The sequence below is a fragment of the Streptomyces sp. NPDC033178 genome, from assembly GCF_055577685.1.
The window spans coordinates 1-22,703 of the sequence record NZ_JBVIPT010000012.1 but is presented as its reverse complement, the minus strand read 5'-3'; the positions used below and the strand labels follow the sequence as shown (position 1 = coordinate 22,703).

The 22,703-nt window shown below is 70.7% G+C and carries 18 protein-coding genes; 8 read left to right on the top strand and 10 right to left on the bottom strand.

What is annotated here, in order from left to right:
* Positions 1-151: 151 nt before the first annotated feature.
* Positions 152-817 carry an HAD family hydrolase gene (locus ACZ5VQ_RS27810; protein WP_469107274.1) on the bottom strand — a complete coding sequence of 222 codons (666 nt, stop codon included), beginning with the start codon at positions 815-817 and terminating at the stop codon, positions 152-154.
* An 86-nt stretch (positions 818-903) separates the two neighbouring features.
* The gene (locus ACZ5VQ_RS27805; protein ID WP_469107273.1) at positions 904-1,419 is read right to left on the bottom strand and encodes a DUF6912 family protein; all 516 of its coding nucleotides are present in this window, start codon (positions 1,417-1,419) and stop codon (positions 904-906) included.
* A 385-nt stretch (positions 1,420-1,804) separates the two neighbouring features.
* On the opposite strand from ACZ5VQ_RS27805, the gene ACZ5VQ_RS27800 reads away from it, so the two are divergent.
* On the top strand, positions 1,805-2,548 hold the full coding sequence (locus tag ACZ5VQ_RS27800; RefSeq protein ID WP_469107272.1) for an Rv3235 family protein: 744 nt from the start codon (positions 1,805-1,807) through the stop codon (positions 2,546-2,548).
* A 261-nt stretch (positions 2,549-2,809) separates the two neighbouring features.
* Here the strand turns inward: ACZ5VQ_RS27800 and secA are convergent, their stop codons facing one another.
* The gene (gene secA / locus ACZ5VQ_RS27795; RefSeq protein WP_469107271.1) at positions 2,810-5,650 is read right to left on the bottom strand and encodes a preprotein translocase subunit SecA; all 2,841 of its coding nucleotides are present in this window, start codon (positions 5,648-5,650) and stop codon (positions 2,810-2,812) included.
* A 245-nt stretch (positions 5,651-5,895) separates the two neighbouring features.
* Here secA and ACZ5VQ_RS27790 point away from each other — a divergent pair, with 245 nt between their 5' ends.
* Both ACZ5VQ_RS27790 and ACZ5VQ_RS27785 read left to right on the top strand, forming a co-directional pair.
* Positions 5,896-6,474, top strand: coding sequence for a GNAT family N-acetyltransferase (locus tag ACZ5VQ_RS27790; RefSeq protein WP_469107270.1), 579 nt, complete (start codon positions 5,896-5,898; stop codon positions 6,472-6,474).
* 105 nt (positions 6,475-6,579) lie between these two features.
* Positions 6,580-7,782 (top strand): winged helix-turn-helix domain-containing protein, encoded by a 1,203-nt coding sequence (locus ACZ5VQ_RS27785; RefSeq protein WP_469107269.1) that lies wholly within the window; start codon positions 6,580-6,582, stop codon positions 7,780-7,782.
* Positions 7,783-7,908: 126 nt separating this feature from the next.
* Here ACZ5VQ_RS27785 and ACZ5VQ_RS27780 read toward each other — a convergent pair whose 3' ends face one another.
* The 7 genes from ACZ5VQ_RS27780 to mtnA all read right to left on the bottom strand — a co-directional run bounded on the left by ACZ5VQ_RS27780 (position 7,909) and on the right by mtnA (position 16,721).
* Entirely contained in the window at positions 7,909-8,655 is a 747-nt protein-coding gene (locus ACZ5VQ_RS27780) for a response regulator (protein ID WP_055617175.1), read from the bottom strand.
* 235 nt (positions 8,656-8,890) lie between these two features.
* A complete protein-coding gene (hpf, locus tag ACZ5VQ_RS27775) occupies positions 8,891-9,583 on the bottom strand; it encodes a ribosome hibernation-promoting factor, HPF/YfiA family (protein ID WP_450556276.1) in 693 nt (230 codons plus the stop codon).
* A gap of 314 nt (positions 9,584-9,897) precedes the next feature.
* Positions 9,898-10,815 (bottom strand): ComF family protein, encoded by a 918-nt coding sequence (locus tag ACZ5VQ_RS27770; protein ID WP_469107268.1) that lies wholly within the window; start codon positions 10,813-10,815, stop codon positions 9,898-9,900.
* Positions 10,816-10,969: 154 nt separating this feature from the next.
* Complete coding sequence (locus tag ACZ5VQ_RS27765) at positions 10,970-12,817, bottom strand: LpqB family beta-propeller domain-containing protein (RefSeq protein WP_469107267.1); 1,848 nt, start codon at positions 12,815-12,817, stop codon at positions 10,970-10,972.
* Positions 12,807-14,876, bottom strand: coding sequence for an MtrAB system histidine kinase MtrB (mtrB, locus tag ACZ5VQ_RS27760; protein WP_469107266.1), 2,070 nt, complete (start codon positions 14,874-14,876; stop codon positions 12,807-12,809). Before mtrB ends, ACZ5VQ_RS27765 begins: the two co-directional genes overlap by 11 nt.
* A gap of 1 nt (position 14,877) precedes the next feature.
* The gene (gene mtrA / locus ACZ5VQ_RS27755) at positions 14,878-15,567 is read right to left on the bottom strand and encodes a two-component system response regulator MtrA (RefSeq protein ID WP_188114266.1); all 690 of its coding nucleotides are present in this window, start codon (positions 15,565-15,567) and stop codon (positions 14,878-14,880) included.
* 8 nt (positions 15,568-15,575) lie between these two features.
* Positions 15,576-16,721, bottom strand: a complete 1,146-nt coding sequence (gene mtnA / locus ACZ5VQ_RS27750; protein ID WP_055616054.1) for an S-methyl-5-thioribose-1-phosphate isomerase — start codon at positions 16,719-16,721, stop codon at positions 15,576-15,578.
* Between the two features lie 140 nt (positions 16,722-16,861).
* On the opposite strand from mtnA, the gene ACZ5VQ_RS27745 reads away from it, so the two are divergent.
* From ACZ5VQ_RS27745 to ACZ5VQ_RS27725, 5 genes are read left to right on the top strand one after another with little or no spacing between them, the layout of a single operon-like run.
* Positions 16,862-18,289: a DUF7847 domain-containing protein gene (locus ACZ5VQ_RS27745; protein WP_469107265.1), complete on the top strand. Its 1,428-nt coding sequence runs from the start codon at positions 16,862-16,864 to the stop codon at positions 18,287-18,289.
* Between the two features lie 4 nt (positions 18,290-18,293).
* Positions 18,294-19,043 (top strand): DUF4129 domain-containing protein, encoded by a 750-nt coding sequence (locus tag ACZ5VQ_RS27740; RefSeq protein ID WP_469107264.1) that lies wholly within the window; start codon positions 18,294-18,296, stop codon positions 19,041-19,043.
* Positions 19,040-20,257 carry a DUF4350 domain-containing protein gene (locus ACZ5VQ_RS27735; protein WP_469107263.1) on the top strand — a complete coding sequence of 406 codons (1,218 nt, stop codon included), beginning with the start codon at positions 19,040-19,042 and terminating at the stop codon, positions 20,255-20,257. Before ACZ5VQ_RS27740 ends, ACZ5VQ_RS27735 begins: the two co-directional genes overlap by 4 nt.
* Positions 20,254-21,246, top strand: a complete 993-nt coding sequence (locus ACZ5VQ_RS27730; protein WP_469107262.1) for an AAA family ATPase — start codon at positions 20,254-20,256, stop codon at positions 21,244-21,246. Before ACZ5VQ_RS27735 ends, ACZ5VQ_RS27730 begins: the two co-directional genes overlap by 4 nt.
* Entirely contained in the window at positions 21,246-22,556 is a 1,311-nt protein-coding gene (locus ACZ5VQ_RS27725) for a DUF58 domain-containing protein (RefSeq protein WP_469107261.1), read from the top strand. The genes ACZ5VQ_RS27730 and ACZ5VQ_RS27725 overlap by 1 nt, the downstream gene beginning before the upstream one ends.
* The last annotated feature ends 147 nt before the right edge of the window (positions 22,557-22,703 follow it).

Sequence of the window (22,703 nt, the reverse complement as noted above, 5' to 3'; positions counted from 1 at the left end):
TATGCACAGTTTCCCGCGCCCCGTCAGGGGCGCCGGGAACGGCGCGAGCAACCCAGGACACACGGCACCCACCACGCCACGCCAACCCCTCCACACCCCGGAGGCCTGGGGCCTGGGGACCTGGAGACCTCGAGCCCTGGGGGACGAAGCCTCAGGCCGCCAACCGCTCGGCCTCCGCGACGGCCTCCTCCAGGCTGTCCACGACCGGCACCCCGACCCCCTCAAGGCTGGCCCGGCTGTGCGACCCGCCGGTGTAGAGCACGGCCCGCGCCCCCACGTGCAGCGCCGCGACCGCGTCGTCCGCCGCGTCCCCGATCACCACCGTACGAGCGGGCTCCACGCCCGTCAGCGCTCCCACATGGCGGACCATGTGCTCGGCCTTGCTTCCCCCGGACGGCCCGGTCCGCCCGTCGACCCGTATGAAGTGGGGCTCGATCCCGAACCCCCGCACCAACGGGACGAGCTCGTCGTGCCCGTACATGCTCAGGATCGACTGGCTGCGACCGGCCGACGCCCACTCCGCGAGCAGTCCGGGCACCCCGTCGGTGAGGCCGCAGCCCACCCGGTGCTCGGTGTAGTACCGCTGGAAGGTCATATCCATGACCTCCCACTCCTCGTCCGTGGGCAGCCGCCCTATCAGCCGCTCGTAGAACTTCGGGACCGGTACGCAGTACAGCTCCCGGTACCTCTCCAGCGTGATCGGTTCCAGCCCCAGCTCGGCGAACGCCGCGTTCGTCGCGCCGATGATCGCCGTGTTGTCGTGGAACAGGGTTCCGTTCCAGTCCCAGACAATGTGTGCCGCTCCGTGCATCCCCATACCAAAAAAATACCCGGCCACACTGACAACACATCCTGTGCGCTTCAGCACGCCCCCCAGGAGCCGCGACCAGGAGGCCGGGTCCGTCAGTCGCCCAGCCCCACCAGGTTCGGGATCTCCTGCGTGGCGAACCACAGCAGCTCGTGGTCCTCGGCCCCGTCCACGAGGAACTGCGCGTCGTCGTCACCCCGGTCGGCCGCGCCCAGCACGTCCGCGGCCGCCGCCACGTCCGCCTCGGCCTCGTCCGAGTCGAGATGCACCGCCGCGGCCTTGGCCAGCGCCACGGCTCCACCGACCCGCACCTCGCCGAGCGCCGAGGGGTCGAGCCCCCGGTCGGGATCGGCGACGGCAGCCCCGTCCGGCACGTCCACGGCGACGACGACCCGTCGCCGCGGGGCTCCGGGGTCGAGCGCGACCAGCCGCAGGGAGGCGAGCGCGGCCCGGTTCAGCGCCGCGTACTCCAGTTCCTCGATGTCGTCGGACAGGTACCACTCCCGCAGCGCGGGCGTGACGGCGTACGCCACGAAGGGCCCCGACCCCAGCTCACCCGTCTTGTACGCCTCGGCGAGACCGGAGAGGGTCAGGGGGACGTAGACGCGCATGGCTGGCCGCTTTCGTAGTCGGATCGCATGGTCGGATTGCGTGGTCGGATCTCCCCGCCGGGTCAGCCGTCGGATTTCGCCGTCGGAGGACTCCGAGCGGGCGGCTCAGCGCCTCCCGGGAGGGCCTTCAGGATACGTGCGGGCGTCCCCTTTCGAGTCCCGGCCACCCCTCCGGAGGCGTCCACCACCGGCCTCGCACATCACCCGGTACACCCCTGCCCCGCCAAGCCTCCCACCCTCCCCCGTCACCCTGATAGGTGAACCTTCCGGCACCCCCGGCGCGCGCCCGGCGTCCTTGCGGCCGCCCGCTCCGGCCTCGTACAAGATCCCCAACGGAAAGTTACCGACCGGTATCCAGCCGGTCCGACGGAATGGGGATCCCGCCGTGAACAAGGTGATGACCAGGACGAAGCGCACCACGGGCGCCCCGGGCACCCGCCCGCCGGTACGCCACGACACGCGCCGCCCGGGCGCCGGCACACCACGTACGACACCGGGTGGCGGCACACCCCGCACAAGGCGGGCCGGCACCCCCCTGAGCACGGCACCTGACGTCGCAGCGCCGAACGGCATGACACCGGGCAGCTCGGCGCCGGGCGGCACCGCACTCGCCCCGGCGCGGCACGCGAGCGCACCCCGTACGACCCCGCACACGGCCTCGCGCAACGGCAGCCCGCCCACCACGTCGAGCACCTCGACCACGTCGCCGGTCCCGTCCGGAGCTCCGCCCCGTACGCCCCCTGCAGCCCCCACAGCCCCCGCTGAGGGCCTTCCCGGTGCACCCCGGCAGCCTCGCCCCACCGACCTGTTCGCCGACCGTCTGCTGGCCGTTCTGAGTGGTCAGCGCCCCGTCCACTGCATGCTCCGGCACACCGCGGGACGCGCGTACGACGAACTGGCCTGGCTCGCCGAACGCGGCCCGCTCCGCGCCCGCGGCACCCGCCCCGTCGTACGCGACATCGGCTACTACGTCCCTCGTCCGGGCGCCGTCGAGGCCTTTGCCCGCATCGGGGCGGGCGACCAGCTCCGTGCCATGGCATTCCGCCTGGAACAGGGCTCCGACCTCCGCTGGCGCTGCACAGCGGTGGAACTGGGCGGCGCCCGCATGCCACGCACGAACGAGGACTGACGAGGTACGGCCCCGCACCCCGTCGTGGACGCGGGGAACCGCGCGGCAAGCCCCCACCGCCCCGCAGCGGACAACACCCGACCCCCGGCGGCACCGAAGCCAGGGCAGGAGCCGGGCGATCGGCTCGGTGGCGCCCCGGGCCGAGGGCCACCCAACACGAAGGGCCGGGCACCAAAGGATGCCCGGCCCTTCAACTACCCACCCCGCAAGGCGAACCGCCCACCCCGCGGAGCGAACCGCTCACCCCCGCGGAGCGAACCGTCACTTCTTGCGGCGACGGCCGCCCTTCTGCTGCTTACGGCGCTCCGCGCGCGTGAGCCCGTCCGACTCCGACCGCACCGGCTCGTCGTCGTTGGTGAAGTCGCCCTCGACGATGCCGCCCTCGCCGTCCACGGTCGGCGCGGAGAAGTGCAGCCGGTCCGGCCGCTGCGGAGCGTCGAGCCCCTTGGCACGGATCTCCGGACGGGAGGCACCCGCCGGAACCGCGTCCCCCTTGGAGAGCGACGGCTTGGCGTCCTCGACCAGGACCTCCTCGACCTGCTGCTCGACCTGGACCTCCAGGTTGAACAGGTAGCCGACGGACTCCTCCTTGATGCCGTCCATCATGGCGGTGAACATGTCGAAGCCCTCGCGCTGGTACTCGACCAGCGGGTCCTTCTGGGCCATCGCGCGCAGGCCGATGCCCTCCTGGAGGTAGTCCATCTCGTAGAGGTGCTCGCGCCACTTGCGGTCCAGGACCGACAGCACGACCCGGCGCTCCAGCTCACGCATGATCTCGGAGCCGAGCTGCTCCTCGCGGGCCGAGTACTGCTCGTAGATGTCGTCCTTGATGGACTCGGAGATGAACTCGGCGGTCAGACCGGCACGGTCGCCGGCCGCGTCCTCCAGTTCCTCCACGGTGACCTTCACCGGGTAGAGCTGCTTGAAGGCGCCCCACAGCCGGTCCACGTCCCATTCCTCGGCGAAGCCCTCGGCGGTCTCCGCGTCGATGTACGCGTCGATCGTGTCGTTCATGAAGTGCTGGATCTGCTCCTGCAGGTCCTCGCCCTCCAGGACGCGGCGACGCTCGCCGTAGATGACCTCGCGCTGCCGGTTGAGGACCTCGTCGTACTTGAGGACGTTCTTGCGGGTCTCGAAGTTCTGCGTCTCGACCTGCGACTGGGCGGAGGCGATGGCACGGGTGACCATCTTGTTCTCGATCGGCACATCGTCCGGGACGTTCGCCATCGACATGACGCGCTCGACCATCTGGGCCTTGAAGAGGCGCATCAGGTCGTCGCCCAGGGAGAGGTAGAAGCGGGACTCGCCCGGGTCGCCCTGACGGCCGCTGCGGCCGCGCAGCTGGTTGTCGATACGGCGGGACTCATGCCGCTCGGTGCCCAGCACATAGAGCCCGCCGAGCTCCTTGACCTCTTCGAACTCGGCCTGCACGGCCTTCTCGGCCCGCTCCAGGGCGGCGGGCAGCGCGGCGGCCCACTCCTCGATGTGCTCCTCGGGGTCGAGACCGCGCTGGCGCAGCTCGGCCTCGGCGAGGTCGTCCGGGTTGCCGCCGAGCTTGATGTCCGTGCCACGGCCGGCCATGTTCGTGGCGACGGTGACGGCACCCTTGCGGCCGGCCTGGGCGATGATCGGGGCCTCGCGGTCGTGCTGCTTCGCGTTCAGCACCTCGTGCTGGATGCCTCGCTTGGAGAGCTGCTGCGAGAGGTACTCGGACTTCTCGACCGACGTCGTGCCGACGAGGATCGGCTGGCCCTTCTCGTGCTTCTCGGCGATGTCGTCGACGACGGCCTCGAACTTCGCGACCTCGGTGCGGTAGATCAGGTCGGACATGTCCTTGCGGACCATCGGCCGGTTGGTCGGGATCGGGACGACGCCGAGCTTGTAGATCTGGTGGAACTCGGCAGCCTCGGTCATCGCCGTACCAGTCATGCCGGAGAGACCGGGGACTTCCTTGCCGTTGTGGTCGTGGCGCTTGTAGAGGCGGAAGAAGTTCTGCAGGGTGATCGTGGCGAGCGTCTGGTTCTCGTCCTTGATGTCCACCCCTTCCTTCGCCTCGATCGCCTGGTGCATGCCCTCGTTGTAGCGGCGGCCGGCGAGGATACGGCCGGTGTGCTCGTCGACGATCATGACTTCGCCGTCGATGACGACGTAGTCCTTGTCCTTCTTGAAGAGCTCCTTGGCCTTGATGGCGTTGTTCAGGTAGCCCACCAGAGGCGTGTTCACCGACTCGTAGAGGTTGTCGATGCCCAGCCAGTCCTCGACCTTGGCGACGCCGGGCTCGTGGATGGCGACGGTGCGCTTCTTCTCGTCGACCTCGTAGTCGCCGGTTTCCTCGATGCCCTTGAGGGTGTTGCCCGCCTCGCCCTTCTTCAGGCGCGTGACGAGCTTGGCGAAGTCGCCGTACCACTTGGTGGCCTGGTCTGCGGGGCCGGAGATGATCAGCGGCGTACGGGCCTCGTCGACGAGGATCGAGTCGACCTCGTCGACCACCGCGAAGTTGTGGCCGCGCTGCACCAGTTCGTCCTGCGACCACGCCATGTTGTCGCGCAGGTAGTCGAAGCCGAACTCGTTGTTCGTGCCGTACGTGATGTCGCACGCGTACTGCTCGCGGCGCTGGGCCGGCGTCATGTTGGCCAGGATGCAGCCGACGCTCAGGCCCAGGAACTTGTGGACACGGCCCATCATCTCGGAGTCGCGCTCGGCCAGGTAGTCGTTGACCGTGATGAGGTGAACACCGTCTCCTGAGAGGGCGTTCAGATACGTGGGCAGCGTGCCGACCAGGGTCTTGCCCTCACCGGTCTTCATCTCGGCGACATAGCCGAGGTGGAGCGCTGCGCCGCCCATGATCTGCACGTCGTAGGGACGCTGGCCGAGGGCGCGCTTCGCGGCCTCACGGACGGTCGCGAACGCCTCGGGCAGCAGGTCGTCGAGGCTCTCGCCGTCGGCGTACCGCTGCTTGTACTCATCGGTCAGGGCTCGCAGCTCGGCGTCGGAGAGGTCAACGAAGTCCTCTTCGATGGAGTTGACCTGGTCCGCGATGCGGTGCAGCTTGCGCAGGATCTTTCCTTCGCCTGCACGCATGATCTTCGAGAGGACGGACACGGGGGTTTGTCTCCTTGCCGGTCGGGCCTGGGACGGTCGGTTTCAATGACGGTTTCAAATCACAGCTTGAGCAACGGCCATCGTAAGCGAGGACCCCACCGCGCCGGGAGGTCTGCATGTGACAGCCATTGAGACAACGGGCGGAGGATGCGGAAGGTGCCGCGCAAGCGCTACGAAAGGTAACCGTCAACTCACGCAGAGCTAAAGTTATGGCTTCCGCACCGAAGCCCGAGCAGAATCGGCCGATGGACCCCGTCACACTGACCTCCGAACGGCTCCTGCTGCGCACGGTGGGACCGCACGACACCGACGCCGTGTACGACGCCGTCCAGGATCCCGACATCCAGCGCTGGACCACGATCCCCTCGCCCTATCTGCCCGAGCACGCCACGGCCTTCACCGAGCAGATGGTGCCCGACGGATGGGTGGACTGCTCGATGTTCACCTTCGGTGTCTTCCTGCCCATCAGCGGCGAACTCGTCGGCATGCTCGCCATCACGATGCGCTCCCTGGGGGTCGGCGAGATCGGTTTCTGGGCGACGAAGGAACACCGGGGCAACGGCTACATCACCGAGGCCGCCGTCACCACCTCCCGCTGGGCGTTCACCCAGCTGGCGATCGACCGCGTCGAGTGGCGGGCCGAGGTCGGCAACACGGGCTCCCGCGCGGTCGCCGAACGCGCCGGCTTCAGCATCGAGGGCACCCTGCGCTCCGGCATCAACAACAAGGGCGTACGCCGCGACTGCTGGATCGGGTCTCTGCTCCCGTCGGACCTGGGCCTGCCGTCGACAGCGCCCTACCTGCCCGCTCCACGACAGGACTGAACTCCTGGCGCCCGCCCCGGCCCCGGCTGTCTTCCCCGGCAGATCCACCCGGCAGTTTTCGCAGCTCAGAGCCCATTGTCAGTGGCACCGCATATCGTGCGGACCATGACGAGTCTGCCGCGCCCCACCGCCGAACTCACCGCCGACGAGGCCCGCCGAATCGCCCTGCGCGCCCAGGGTTTCCTGGGCGCCCCCGACCGCAGGGGCGGCGTCCGAGGCGTACTGCGGCACCTCGGCGCGGTCCAGCTCGACACGATCTCCGTCCTGGCCCGCTCCCACGAACTCATTCCGTACGCCCGCCTCGGCGCGGTCGGCCGCAAGACGGTGGACGGCGCCTACTGGACGCCGGCGTCCGACGGCACGGCTCCGCCGCGCCCCCACGCCTTCGAGTACTGGTCGCACGCCGCCTGCATCCTCCCCGCCGAGGAGTGGCCGCACTTCGCGTTCCGCCGCCGCTCCTACCGCGCCCGTCCGCACTGGAACCACGACCTGCCGGACGGCACGTACGACCAGGTCATCAAGCAGCTGAGGACCGAAGGCCCGCTCACGGCCACCGACTTGGGCGGCGCGAAGAAGACCAGCGAGTGGTGGGACTGGTCGGGCACGAAGGTCGCCGTCGAGCGCGCGCTGATGTACGGCGAGGTGGTGTGCACCGAGCGCCGCGGCTGGAAGCGGGTGTACGACCTCGCCGAGCGCGCCATCCCGGGCGACCTGCTCCACGACGAGCTGGACGACGCGGAGTGCCTGCGCCGCCTGGTCCGGCTCGCGGGCCAGTCCCTGGGCGTCGGCACGCGCGCGGACATCGCCGACTACCACCGCCTCAAGGGCGAGCAGGTCGACGCGGTGCTCGCGGACTCCGGTCTGGTCCCGGTGACGGTGGAGGGCTGGGCCAAGCCCGCCTGGGCGGATCCCGCGGCCCTGGAGACGCCTCCGCGGGGCCGCCACCGCACCACGCTCCTGTCGCCGTTCGACTCCCTGGTCTGGGAGCGGGCCCGCACGGAGCGCATCTTCGGCTTCACCCACCGCCTGGAGGCCTACGTCCCCAAGCCGAAGCGGGTCTACGGCTACTTCGCCATGCCGGTCCTCGCCGGCGGCCACCTCGTCGGCCGCGTCGACCCGGCACGCGAGGGCGCCACACTGGTGGCCAAGCAGGTCACCCTCGACAGCCCCAAGGCAGTACCGGCAGTGGCCCAGGCCCTCCTGGAGGCAGCCACCTGGGTCGACTGCACGAACGTACGGGTGGAGCGAGCGAACACTCCGGCCCTGCGAGAAGCCCTGACAACGGAACTGGCCCGAACGCTGGGCTAGGACTGGCTGAGTTCCCCGTTGGCGGCGCCGGGGGCTTTCAGGGCGCGGGGAACTGCGCGACAAGCCCCCACCGGCCCGCAGCCGGACCCAACCGTTCACCCCACGGCGCTCAACGACCCCGCACTGCTAACGAATCTCAAGAATCTTCTCCCGCATCGCATACACCACGGCCTCCATCCTGGAGTGCAACTGCAGCTTCTCCAGAATGTTCCGCACATGGTTCTTCACGGTGTTCTCGGAGATGAACAACTCCTTGGCGATATCCCGGTTGTTCATCCCGGTCGCCACGAGCTTGAGAACCTCCAGCTCACGCTCGGTGAGCCGAGGCGCCGGCACCAGCCGCCGCTCGTCCGTGCGCTGGATCATCGACTTGAACTCGGTGAGCAGCTTCGACGCCATCGAAGGACTGATCTGCGACTGCCCGTCCGCAACAGCGCGAATGGCCGTGGCCACTTCGTCCGTGGAGATCTCCTTGAGGAGATAACCGGTGGCCCCCGCCTTGATCGCGTCGTAGAGGTCGGCCTCCTCGTCGCTGATCGTGAGCATGATGATCTTCGCGCTGGGCGCGACCTCCTTGATGGAGGTGCACGCCTCGATGCCGCCGCGCTTGGGCATCCGTACGTCCATCAGCACGATGTCCGGCAGCAGATCGGCGGCCTTGTCGACCGCCTCCGCGCCGTCACCCGCCTCGCCGACGACCTGGATGTCCTCCTCGGCGGCGAGCACGATCTCCAGGCCGCGACGGAAGAGGGCATGGTCATCCACGACAAGGACCCTGATGGGTTCCTTGCGTGGGGACCCCGCGTCCGGGCCCATGCCGACGACGCCGTCGTCGGCATCTTCGTCACGCATCGGTCCGAAGCTGTCCGCCATGGTTCCTCCCCCTGAAGGCCGTGGCCTGTGTTTCTTGTGCCATCGCCAACCCGAGGCAACGGCCCACCGGTTGGGCCGGTACGGCCATGATTCCATGCCCGGGCGACAACGGGACGACAGAGCGGGGCACGAAGGGGTCGCACACCGGTGCCCCTGGGGGCGCACGGGCACTCCAGGGGCACCGCCGAGGGTCCGTCCCCCCGGCCGAAGGCCGGGGTGAGCTCACCGGGCGAGGTCAGCCGCCCAGCGCCCCGCCTGCCGGGGCCTGCTGCGCCTTGGCGACCATCGGGTCCGTGCTGAGGTGGATGACGCCGTAGTCGTACGCGTGCCGCCGGTAGACGACACTCGGTTCCTTGGTCTCGGAGTCGACGAAAAGATAGAAGTCGTGCCCGACCAGCTCCATCTCGTAGAGCGCCTGGTCGAGCGTCATGGGGGACGCGACGTGGGTCTTCTCGCGGACGACGAGGGGGCCGTCACCCTTCACCTCGAGCGAGCCGATCTTCTTGGTCGGCACTGCCTCGGGCTCTTCCTCGTGGACCACACTGCCGTTCCCGTTCAGCGTCGCCGCGCCCGGAACGTGGTCGGCGACCTCGGCCGCCGAGATCCTGCGGGCGCCACGGCGCGTGTACCGCTTGTCGTGCTGCTTGCGCAGCCGCGCTTCCAGCTTGTCTGCCGCCAGGTCCAGCGCCGCGTACGGATCGCTTGCCGCTGCCTCCGCCCGGATCACCGGACCGCGGGAGTGAAGCGTGATCTCCACTCGGTCGGAGCGGTCGGCCTGCCGGGGGTTCAGCTCCTTGGACACCTCGACGTCGAGGCTGATCACCTTGCCGTCGAGCTTCTGGATCTTCTCCAGCTTCAGCTTCTCGGCCACGTGCTTGCGGAACCGCTCGGGCACCTCGGTCTTGCGGCCCTTGACGACGATGTCCACGCAGAACTCCGTTCCCGGATCACTCCGCATCGACGGCGGAGCATCTCCCTTTTGCACCAGGCTCCAGCGACTCGCGGAGCCTCGGACTCGGTGACTTCCACCTCCTCCTCCCCCGCGGGCAAGATCTCCACCCACTGTCGCGGGTGATTGCAGAAAACCCACGGCACGGCATTCCGATATGCGAGGGACGGCGTCCGCCATTCCCTCACAACCGAACATATCTCGCCTGGACGGATGGCGTCACCCTCTACTGCGGCGTACCTCCATTCAGGTGAATGGAACCTCTCACTACCTGCAACGACGCAACTTCTCTGTCAGTTCCGGTTTATTTCGAAAGATGCCGGAGTCGCCGCGACCACAGCCGCTGCGAGCATGCCTTCGGCGTCGTTCGTACCTCTCATTTCCCTGACCGCTTCTGGTCGGCCTACACCTGTCGCCGTCGTTTGTGACGTCCCTTCCCCTGTCACTTTGGGTGTTACTCGGCCGTAAGGACCGGTTCTCGCCACGAGAACGGCGTTCAGGGCCCTTGTCGCCTCCGCCAGGGACGCGCCCGTGGTCATGAGGTCGTCGACGAGCACGACCCGCCCGCCGCCGGCCAGCAGCCGCACTCCACCCGCGGGCACCTCCAGGGCACCGGCGAGATTGTCCAGCCGCTGCCGGGAGTTGAGCCCCGACTGGTCGGCCACGGCACGCCGCTGCCGCAGTACGGCGACCACCCGGGCCGGTGTCCCCGTACGCCGCAGCTCACCCGCGGCGGCGAGCGCGATCCGCCGTGCCGGGTCGTGCCCCCGCGCCCGGACCGCCCAGGGCGCGGACGGCACGGGAACGAGCGACACAGGCATCCCGGAGCCGCCCACTCCGACGGGCCCGCCGTGTCCACGGGGTCCACCGGGCTCGCGGGCGCCGGGCACGTGCCCCGCGGCCCCGCTCCCGCCGCCGGTCGCGAGCCCCGCCCGCACGGCCCCCGCCAGCGCCGCTCCCAGAGGACCCGCAAGCATCAGCGCACCCCGTTCCTTGTGGGCGAGGAGCACCGCGCGCACCTCGTCCTCGTACGGAGCCGCCGCGTGCACCACCGGCAGCCCCGGTGGTTCCGGCTCCGGTCGCACCCGGCTCGGTACGGCCCCCGTCAGGGCGGCACGGCACTCCGGGCAGAGCACCGCGCGAGGCCTCCCACAGCCTCCGCACTCGGCCGGCAGCACCAGGTCGGTGAGGTCCTGCCACCACCCCCGCATGCCCACCACTGTGCCAACGTCCGAGCGCCCCTGCCACCCCTGTGGACAACTCCCTGTGGACAACTCCCGGCAACCACAGGGACGTTGTCACCCACACGAGCGAGGCGCTCAGACAGCGAAGGCGAGCCGGCCCGGACGGGCCCGGGGCCAGGACTCACCCCGGATAGACCGGCGCCATCCCCTTCTTGACCACCGTCTGCCACTGGGACCCGGACGAGAGCCGCACGATCCCGTCCTCCGAGTGGGCCACCAGGGGCAGCCGTTCGTCCTCGGAGGCGGCGATCTCCTTCACGCCGGTGAGCGCGGCGGGTGCCGGACCGACCGGTGTGGAGCCGTCGACCTGGACGTACTGGATCTGCTGCACGACCCGGGCCTCGCGCCCGACCACGACCAGACGGCTGTCGCCGGCCCAGGACATGGCGGTGACCTCCTCCAGCCGCGGTGCCACGGACCGCAGTTCGTGGATGGAGACGGACGGCTTCCCGTCCGATCCGTTCTGCCGCTCGATCCGCCCCATGAGCAGGGTCGTCCTGTCGTCCTTCCGCACGATCAGCGCGATCCGCACCCCGTCGGCGGCCACCCGCACCGCCTCGATGCGCCCTTCGAGCCCGGGCGTCGTGGCCACCAGGGGCTCACCCGCGCCCTTCGCGAGCAGCAGCAGCTTGGAGCTCTTCGGGTCACGGTCGGCCACCCACAGGTTCCCGCTCGTGTCCCAACTGGGCGTCGTCAGCCCGTCGTCCTCCGACTTGGCCTTGCTGCGCAGCACGGGTTCCCCGAGCGAACCGCCCGACGCGAGCGACCCGACGTACAGCGAGCGCCCGTCGAGCGACACCCCGGCCGCCGTGTCCTCGTCCCGTGAGACCGCGGCCGCCCGCAGCGCCTTGTCACCGTTGCCGAGCGCGCCCGGCACCGGCTCGGGCGCCTGCTCGCTGCCCGCGCTCGCTATCCGGACGAGCCGCTTCTCACCGTCGATGAAGTACTCGTACTCGGCACGCTTCGCCGGGCCGTGCACGACGTAGATCTCGGCGTCGTTGGCGCCGAGCACACACGACTGCGTACCGTCCGAACGCTGCACCTCCACCCCGTCGATGCCCGTGGGCGTCAGGTCCTGGAGGGTGAACAGGAGTTGGGCCGCCATCTCCGTGCACACGGACTGGCCGATCCGGTCGGCCTTGTCGTTCAACGGCACCGTCAGCCGGTTCTGGTCGTCGAGCGTCAGCGACTTGACGCCCTTCTTCAACGCCGTACCGGTGGGGAAGCTGGACCTGACGACCGGCTTGAGCCAGCTCGTCGGCCCCTTCAGGAGCGAGCGGACCATCTGCGTCACCGGGTCCACCTGCTCACGCACATAGACGGGGTCGGCGACCGCCCCGAGCCGCTTGTCCGTCCCGCCCGACGTGTTCGACGCGAAGTAGTACTTGTTGACGGACAGGTAGTTGCGCTGGAAGTCGGACTTCCCCATCACCAGGCCCTGCGGCAGCTCGTCGATGCGCCACTGCTTGCTGCCGTCCTTCTCCTTCTGCTTCGTGAGGTGCACGAACTCGTTGTACGTGCCCGAGGCCGGCTCGTACGCGAACTGCGAGTCCACCTTGGCGACCCTGGTGCCGGTCAGCGAGTAGGCGTAGTCGCCGGTCGCCTCCCGGCTGCCGCTGTGCTCCGCCGCGGTGTTCGGCCCGTCCGCGAGCACCGTCGTCGACTGGTTCGGACGCCACTCCTTGGACGCCTCGCCCGTCAAGTACTTGCGTGCCGTCTCGAACGCTGGATCGTCGCTGGTCAGCGCCTCCAGGAAGCCCTGCACGATCTCCTCGGGCTGCGCGTTCTCCCGCGGCGGCATGGCGAAGACCCGGACCTTCGGGTCCGGCTGCTGCGAGGCCTCGACGCCGCGCAGATCCCCGCCGTCCGGCATCGAGGCGCACCCGGTCAGCAGCACGGCTCCACAGACGCCGTACGCCATCAGACGCACCGGACGCCGACGGCCGCCCCGATCGCGGTCAGCGCCCACGTGATTCCTCCCCCTGCTTCAACTGTTCCGGCTGCTCACCGGTTCCCGTCCGGTCCTCGGACGGGGCATCCTGCGCTGCCTCGGTGCTCTGGCCGCGCGTCTCCGCAGTGGGCCGCGGCACCACGCGCGCGCCGTTGCCGGGCAGCGCTGCCGGGTCCACGGCGCCCGTCACCCGGGGGGCGAGCTGCGAGCGCGCCTGCATGGGCGGCGGCCCGGTGCGCTCGCTGACGGGCTGCGCGGGCACTGTGGCCAGCTTCTGGGTACCGCCGAGGGGCAGCCCCGCGTCGTTCAGTCCGCGGTTGCGCCGCGAGTCCTTGGGCTCCAGGGGTATCGGCGAGCCCCGCAGCGGCTCGTCCGCGGTCCGCGGCAGCGTCAGCCGGAACTGCGAGCCGCCCCCCGGCTCACCCCAGGCCTGCAGCCAGCCGCCGTGCAGCCGCGCGTCCTCCAGGGCGATGGACAGGCCGAGGCCCGTACCGCCGGTCGTACGCGCGCGTGCCGGGTCCGCCCGCCAGAAGCGGCTGAACACCCGGGTCGCCTCGCCGGGCTTGAGCCCCACTCCGTAGTCGCGCACCGCGACCGCGACGGCCCCGCCCGCCGCGGCAAGTTTGACCACGACGTCCTTGCCCTCGCCGTGCTCCACGGCGTTGACGACGAGGTTGCGCAGCACCCGCTCCACGCGCCGGGCGTCCGCCTCGGCGACCACCGGCTGCTGGTCCCCGACAACCCGTATGTGCGTGCCCTTGCGGTCGGCGAGCGGCTCGGCCCCGCTGACGACCCTGCGTACCACCTCCCGCAGGTCTATCGGCTCGGCCTCCAGGGCCGCCGCGCCCGCGTCGAAGCGGCTGATCTCCAGCAGGTCCGCGAGCAGCGTCTCGAAACGGTCCAGCTGGTCGGCGAGCAGCTCGGCCGACCGCGCGGTCATCGGGTCGAAGTCCACGCGCGCGTCGTGGATGACGTCGGCCGCCATCCGGACGGTCGTCAGCGGCGTACGCAGCTCGTGCGACACGTCGGACACGAACCGCCGCTGCATCCGCGACAGGTCCTCCAGCTGCTGGATCTTCAGCTGCAGGTTCTGCGCCATCTTGTTGAAGGCCTCGCCGAGCCGCGCGATGTCGTCCTCGCCGGTGACCTTCATACGTTCCTGAAGGCGCCCGGCGGACAGCCGCTCGGCGATCCCGGCGGCCATCCGTACGGGCGTGACGACCTGGCGCACCACGAGCCAGGCGATCGCCCCGAGCAGCACCACCACGAACAGCCCGGCCGTCGCGAGCGTCCCCTTGACGAGGCTGAGCGACTTCTCCTCCTGCGTGAGCGGGAAGAGGTAGTACAGCTGGTACGGGGCGTTCTTGGGGTCGTTGAGCTGGGTGCCGATGATCAGTGCCGGCTGGGACGCCTGGCCGTTCGTGTAGAAGATGCGCGTGTAGCTCTGGGCCGCGCCCGCGCCCTCGTCGACCCGGTCCCGCAGGTCCTCGGGCACGCTGAGGCTCCAGTCGACGAAGCCCGAGGCACGCGGTCCGAGGCCCCTGCTGCCGTTGTCGGCGGAGGCGGTGCTGAGGGTCACGACGCTGAACGCGCCCTGGCCGCCGCTGGACAGCGACTCCACGAGAGCGCTCATCCACCCGCTCACGTTCTGCACGGGGTTCTCGTCCGAGCCCGGGCCGTCGTCCGCACCCGCCGCGCTGTCGGCCTCCTGCTTGGCGACCGTGAACCCGCCCGTGGCCTGGCTCTGCGAGGCCTTCACCTTGGCGTCCAGCAGGCCGTTGCGCACCTGCCCGATCACGACGAAGCCCAGCAGCAGAACGACACCCAGGGACATCAGCAGGGTCGTGACGACGACCTTGAGCTGGATGTTGCGCCGCCACAGCCGCATGACGGGCAGCAGCGGACGGCGCACCCAGCGCATGAACAGCCGAAGGACCGGGCTGCCCTGGACTCCGCCCTGCAGCAGCCCGCCCTCGGTGAACTGTCCCCAGCGGGAGCCCGTCGTCTTCCGGCCGACAGGCCGCCCCGCGCGGGTCCCCGGCTGGCCGGGCGCCGAAGCGGCACTGTCCCGGGACATGTCAGCTCGGTCCGGCCTTGTAACCGACGCCACGGACGGTCACTACGATCTCCGGCCGCTCCGGGTCCTTCTCGACCTTGGAGCGCAGCCGCTGCACATGGACGTTCACCAGGCGGGTGTCCGCCGCGTGGCGGTAGCCCCAGACCTGCTCAAGGAGCACCTCACGCGTGAACACCTGCCACGGCTTGCGGGCCAGCGCCACCAGCAGGTCGAACTCCAGCGGAGTCAGCGCGATCGATGCCCCGTCCCGCTTCACAGAGTGACCGGCCACGTCGATGACCAGATCGCCTATGGCGAGCTGCTCGGGCGCGGGCTCCTCCGACCTGCGCAGCCTGGCCCGGATCCGGGCCACCAGCTCCTTTGGCTTGAACGGCTTCACGATGTAGTCGTCCGCACCCGACTCGAGGCCGACCACGACATCGACGGTGTCGCTCTTCGCGGTGAGCATCACGATCGGCACCCCGGACTCCGCCCTGATCAGGCGGCACACCTCGATACCGTCCCGGCCGGGAAGCATCAGGTCCAGGAGCACCAGGTCGGGCTTGCTCTCACGGAAAGCGGCCAGCGCCTTGTCGCCGTCGGCTACGAAAGACGGCTCAAAACCTTCACCACGCAACACAATGCCGAGCATCTCGGCCAGTGCGGTGTCGTCATCGACGACAAGGACTCGTCCCTTCATAAACGACATCATCCCATTAACTAAATCGTTACCTGGCGTGACCTGTCACACAGCTCTTCTAGCGCCTCAGCCGTCACAGGAGACACGGCGCCCTCTTCGGTGACGATCGCAGTCACCAGCTCGGGCGGCGTCACGTCGAACGCCGGGTTGTACGCCTGGGTCCCCAGGGGTGCCACCGGTATCCCGCCTCCCGCTTCCGCTCCAGCCACCGGCACCTGGGGTGCTGTGATCTCCGTCACTTCATGTCCGGCACGCTGCTCGACCTCGATCGCTGCTCCGTTCGGAGTGTCCGGATCCACCGTCGTCACCGGCGCCACCACGATGAACGGCACATGGTGGTACCTGGCCAGCACCGCGAGCGGATAGCTCCCCACCTTGTTCGCCACCGAACCGTCGGCCGCGATCCGGTCGGCCCCGATCAGCACCGCGTCCACCTCTCCCGCCGAGAACAGTGATCCCGCCGCGTTGTCCGTGAGCAAGGTGTACGCCATTCCGCTCCGCGCCGCCTCATAGGCCGTCAGGCGAGCACCTTGCAGCAACGGCCGCGTCTCGTCCACCCAGAGCCTGCGCAGCCGCCCCGCCCGGTGCGCCGCGAGGGCCACCGCGAACGCCGTGCCCTCGCCCCCGGACACCAGCGCACCGGTGTTGCAGTGCGTCAGGATCCGGTGGTTGCCCCCGGGCAGCAGCTCGTCGAGGAGCGCCAGCCCGTGCGTCGCCATCCGGGCGCTGGCCTGGGCATCTTCCTCGTGGAGCGCCCGCGCGGCGGCCAGCGCGGCATCGGCGGCCTGCTTCTGGTCACCGCCGCCCCGCAGGACCGCGAGGTGCGCCGCCTGGGCCCTGCGCGCCCCGTACGAGAGGTTCACCGCGGTCGGCCGGGCACTCGCGAGCGAGGCCGCCGCCTCGTCCACGTCGAACCCTCGGGCGGCGGCGAGCGCGACCCCGTAAGCCCCCGCGATGCCGAGCAGCGGCGCCCCGCGAACGGCGAGCGTACGGATCGCCTCCACCAGGGCGGGCGCGTCCGTGCACACCAGCTCGACCTCCTCGGCGGGCAGCCGCGTCTGGTCGAGGAGGACCAGTACAGGGCCTTCCGGCGGCTCGTCCCACCGGATCGCCGGTATCTCGGTGGGCCGCTGGTTCTCGCGGGATTGCGCGTACTGATCAGCCATCCGCCCAGTCTGCCCCGTACCGGCCGGACAATTGAAGGTGTGCAGCCCATACGGCAGCCGGTCACTTCCCGGCCACACCGTGGCACGATGGCTGCCAACCTGCCGCCGCGACCGCGGACGGGCACCGTGAAGGAGCGACGATGAAAGACACTCCGGGCTGGGCATCGCCCGGATCTGCCCCCTCCGACGGGCAGAACGGACAGGAGCCGACGGCTTCCGGCCCTGCCGAGCCCTCGGACCGGCCCGGTCCCACGGAGCCGGCGGGCGAACCGGGCCGACCCGGCACCGACCCGTCCGGCCCCGGCCCGAAGTGGTCCAAGGAGCAGCCCCCACCGGCCCAGTGGCCGTCCCCCGGCGCTCCCCAGGACACCCCGCCCCAGGCCCCGCCACCACCTCCGCCCGGCCCCGGCTGGGGCGGCCAGCCTCCCGCGGGTCCCGGCTGGGGCGGCCAACCGCCCACCGGCCCGTACGGCGGCTACGGAGGTCCCGGCGGCCCTGGTGGCTACGGCGGCCCCGGCGGTTACGGACCCGGCGGACACCCGGGCTGGGGAGGCGGCTGGGGCGGCCCCCCGCCCGCGGCCAAGCCCGGCGTCATCCCGCTCCGCCCACTCGGCGTCGGCGAGATCCTCGACGGCGCGGTGTCGACGATGCGTACGCACTGGCGCACCGTGCTCGGTATCTCGCTGACCGTCGCGGTCTTCACGCAGATCGCCGTGATCCTGCTCCAGGGCTTCGTCCTGGACGACAGCGCCAGTACGGAGACCCTCAACGACCCCAGCGCCACCGCCGGCGAACTCTCGCGCGCCCTGGGCGACAGCCTCCTGAACTCCGGCGTCGTCCTGCTGATCACCCTGCTCGGCACGATCGTGGCGACCGCCCTGCTCACGACCGTGACCAGCCGCGCCGTGCTCGGCAAGTCGGTGACCACCGCGGAGGCCTGGAGCGACGCCCGGCCGCAGCTGCCCAAGCTCTTCGGACTGACCTTCCTGCTCCCGCTCATCGCCATCACGGTCGGCGCCCTGGGCACACTGCCCGGCATCCTCGTCGGCCTCGCCGGCGGAGGTGACGGCGCCATCGCGCTCGCCGTCTTCGGCGGCCTCGCCGCGGCCGTCGTCGCGCTCTGGCTGATGATCCGCTTCTCGCTGGCCTCGCCCGCCCTGATGCTGGAGAAGCAGAGCGTCCTCAAGTCGATGAGCCGCTCCGCGAAGCTCGTCCGCGGCTCCTGGTGGCGGGTCTTCGGCATCCAGCTGCTCGCCACGATCATCGCGAACATCGTGGCGTCGATCATCGTGATCCCCTTCGCCTTCCTCGCCTCCGCACTCAGCGGCGAGGGCGTCACCGGCTTCCTCAACACCGCCACCGGCGACCTCGGCTGGACGTTCCTCATCATCAGCGGGATCGGCTCGGTGATCGGCTCCATGCTCACCTTCCCGATCACCGCCGGCGTCTCCGTGCTCCTCTACATCGACCAGCGCATCCGCCGCGAAGCCCTCGACCTCGACCTGGCCCGCGCGGCCGGCGTCCAGGACTACGGCTCCGGCGCCCCCGGCTCCACCCCTGGGAGCTGACGGAGTGAGCCTGGCGGGGGGAGTTCTCACAGCGGTACTGACGCTGCCACGTGCCGACGGGACGGCCGTACTCGCGCTGTCGCGCGGCGAAGGCGAACCGCCGGTCACCATCCCACGCGACCCCGCGCAGGAGGCTGCCCGGCGCGAGCTGTCCAAGCGGATGTACCACGAGAACGACCCCAGCCTGCTCCAACGTGCCCTGGACGCCTTCTGGGAGTGGGTCGACAAGCTGTTCAACGCCGCCTCCTCCGCGACACCGGGCGGCGCACTCGGCCTCCTCGTCGTCGTCCTGGCGGCCCTGGCCCTCATCTGCGCCCTCTGGTGGCGCCTCGGCACCCCACACCGCGGCCCGACATCAGCGGCCCCGCTCTTCGACGACCGGCCGCGCAGCGCCGCCGAGCACCGCGCGGCCGCCGAGGCACACGCGGCCCAGGCCCACTGGAACCAGGCCGTCCAGGAGCGCATGCGCGCCGTCGTGCGCTCCCTGGAGGAACGCGCCCTGCTCGACCCCCGCCCCGGCCGCACCGCCGACGAGGCCGCCGCCGAAGCGGGCCGCACACTCCCCGCCCACACGGACCGACTCCGCGCCGCCGCCCGGGACTTCGACGACGTGACGTACGGCGGACGAACGGCCGGCTCGGACACGTACCAACGCCTTTCGCAACTCGACCGGGACCTGGAACGCACCAGGCCGGTCCTCGCGAGCAGCACCCACAGCACGGCCCACAGCGCCCACCAGGGGGCCGCCGAGTGACCACCGAGGCCCCCGCACCCGAGGCGCCCGAGGCCACGCCGCCGTCCACCTCGGCCTCTCCCACGGCCCGTCAACTGTGGACCCGCACGCGCGGCGTCCTGGTCGCGCTCGTGATCCTCCTGGCGGCCGCCGTGGCCATCGCCGCGATCCGCTCGGACGCCCAGACCGGCAGCCTCGACCCGCGCTCCGCAGAGCCCTCCGGCAGCCGCGCCGTCGCCGAACTCCTCGCCGGCCAAGGTGTCTCCACCCGTGTGGTCACCACCCTGGACAAGGCCGCGGCCGCCGTCGGCTCCGACACGACCCTGCTGGTCGCCCGCCCCGACCTGCTGACCGAACGTCAGCAGGACCGCCTCCACTCGGCGTTCGCGAACTCCGGCGGCCGTACCGTCCTCGTCGCCCCCACCGCCCCGTCCGTCGGAACCCTCGCCCCGGGAGTGGACGCCGACCCCGCGCCCAGCTTCGACACCACGCTGTCGCCCAACTGTTCCCTCCCCGCCGCCCGACGAGCGGGCAAGGCCGAAACGGGCGGCATCCGCTACACCACGAGCGCACCCGGCGCCGACTCCTGCTACCCCGGCGACGGCGTGCCCACCCTGGTGCGCATCCCGGCGGCCGAGGGGAAGGGCGACACCGTCGTGCTCGGTGCTCCCGACATCCTCCAGAACGAACGCCTCGACAAGCAGGGCAACGCCTCGCTCGCCCTCCAACTGCTCGGTTCCCGCCCCCACTTGGTCTGGTACCTCCCCTCGCTCTCCGACGACTCGGCCACCGACGCCGGCGACCGCAGCTTCTTCGACCTGATGCCCTCCGGCTGGCTCTGGGGCACGCTGCAGCTTTTCTTCGCCGCGGTCCTGGCCGCCCTCTGGCGCGCCCGCCGCCTCGGCCCGCTCGTGCCCGAGAAACTCCCCGTCGCGATCCGCGCCTCCGAGACCGTCGAAGGCCGCGCCCACCTCTACCGCAAGTCCAACGCCCGCGACCGCGCCGCCGCGGCTCTGCGCTCCACCACCCGCACCCGCCTCGCCCCCCTCGTCGGTGTGTCCCCCGCCCAGGCGCACGCGCCCGAGACCCTGCTCCCCGCCCTGTCCGCCCAGCTCCGCCGGGAAGGACAGGCCCTGCACTCACTCCTCTTCGGGCCGCCACCCCGCGACGACGCGGCCCTCATCGCTCTCGCCGACCAACTCGACGCCCTCGAAAGAGAGGTACGCCGTCCATGATGGCCCCGACCACTGACAACGCCGGGTACACCGGGGATCCGGGCACCGCCCGCGCCTCCCTGGAAGCCCTGCGCACCGAGATCGCCAAAGCCGTGGTCGGCCAGGACCCCGCAGTGACCGGCCTCGTCGTCGCCCTCCTCTGCCGCGGACACGTCCTGCTGGAAGGGGTCCCCGGAGTAGCCAAGACACTGCTCGTCCGTGCCCTGGCATCCGCACTCGAACTCGACACCAAGCGCGTCCAGTTCACCCCCGACCTGATGCCGAGCGACATCACGGGCTCCCTCGTCTACGACGCCCGCACCGCCGAGTTCTCCTTCCAGCCCGGCCCGGTCTTCACGAACCTCCTCCTCGCCGACGAGATCAACCGCACGCCGCCCAAGACCCAGTCCTCGCTCCTCGAAGCGATGGAGGAACGCCAGGTCACGGTCGACGGCACCCCCCGCCCGCTCCCCGAGCCGTTCCTGGTCGCCGCCACCCAGAACCCGGTCGAGTACGAAGGCACATACCCCCTCCCCGAAGCCCAGCTGGACCGTTTCCTCCTGAAGCTGACAATCCCTCTCCCGTCCCGCCAGGACGAGATCAACGTCCTCAGCCGCCACGCCGAGGGCTTCAACCCACGCGACCTGCGCGCCGCCGGCGTACGCCCCGTCGCCGGCCCCGCGGACCTCGAAGCAGCCCGCGCGGCCGTCGCCAAGACCGCGGTCTCCCCCGAAATCACCGGCTACGTAGTGGACATCTGCCGCGCCACCCGCGAATCCCCGTCCCTCACCCTCGGCGTCTCCCCGCGCGGCGCGACGGCGCTCCAGGCCACGGCCCGCGCCTGGGCCTGGCTGACCGGCCGCGACTACGTCATCCCCGACGACGTAAAAGCCCTCGCGCTCCCGACCCTCCGCCACCGCATCCAACTCCGCCCGGAAGCAGAGATGGAGGGCGTGACGGCCGACTCGGTCATCAACGCGATCCTCGCCCACGTCCCCGTACCCCGCTGATGGCCCTCACCGGCCGCGCCGCCCTCCTGGCGGCCCTCGGCACCCTCCCCGTCGGCATCTGGGAACCGAGCTGGACAGGCATCCTCGCCGTGAACGTCCCGCTGGCCCTCGCCTGCGCCTGCGACTTCGCCCTGGCAGCCCCCGTACGCAGCCTCGGCCTGACCCGCTCCGGCGACACCTCGGCACGCCTCGGAGAAACAGCCGACGTCACCCTCACGGTCACCAACACGTCCAACCGCCCTCTGCGCGCCCGCATCCGCGACGCCTGGCCCCCGAGCAGCTGGCAGCCCGGCACGGAGATCGCCGCGTCCCGCCACGAGCTCACGGTCCCCGCAGGCGAACGCCGCCGCGTGACAACCCGTCTGCACCCCACCCGCCGCGGCGACCGCCACGCGGACCGCGTCACCATCCGCTCGTACGGCCCTCTCGGCCTCCTCACCCGCCAGGGCAGCCACAAAGTCCCCTGGACGGTACGCGTCCTGCCCCCCTTCACCAGCCGCAAGCACCTCCCCTCGAAGCTGGCCCGCCTGCGCGAACTCGACGGCCGCACCAGCGTCCTGACCCGCGGCGAGGGCACGGAATTCGACAGCCTCCGCGAGTACGTCCCCGGCGATGACACCCGCTCGATCGACTGGCGAGCCACCGCCCGCCAGTCCACGGTCGCCGTACGCACCTGGCGCCCCGAACGCGACCGCCACATCCTCCTGATCCTCGACACGGGCCGCACATCGGCGGGCCGCGTCGGAGACATCCCCCGCCTCGACGCCTCCATGGACGCGGCCCTCCTCCTGGCAGCCCTCGCCTCCCGGGCCGGCGACCGCGTGGACCTCCTCGCATACGACCGCCGCGTACGAGCCCTCGTACAGGGCCGTTCCGCAGGCGATGTCCTTCCCTCCCTGGTCAACGCCATGGCCCGCCTCGAACCGGAGCTCCTCGAAACGGACGCCCGCGGTCTGACCTCCACCGCGATCCGCACGGCCCCCCGCCGCTCCCTGATCGTGCTCCTCACGACCCTCGACGCGGCCCCCATCGAGGAAGGCCTGCTTCCCGTACTCTCCCGCCTCACCCAGCGCCACACAGTCCTCGTCGCTTCGGTGTCCGACCCCCACATAGAGCGAATGGCAGCGGCACGAGGAAACACCGAAGCCGTGTACGAGGCCGCTGCCGCGGCGCAGGCCCAGGCAGAACGCCATCGCACCGCAGAACAACTGACCCGCCACGGAGTGACCGTCGTCGACGCCACCCCGAACGATCTCCCGCCGGCCTTGGCGGACGCATATCTGGCACTCAAGGCAGCGGGACGCCTTTGAGCACTGCAGAAATGCAGGGGCGGAAAAGGAGCCCGCCATAAAAGTGCCCCTGAACGCAAGAAAGCCCCCGCACCGAAGTGCGGGGGCTTTCTCCAATATTTGTTCGGCGGTGTCCTACTCTCCCACAGGGTCCCCCCTGCAGTACCA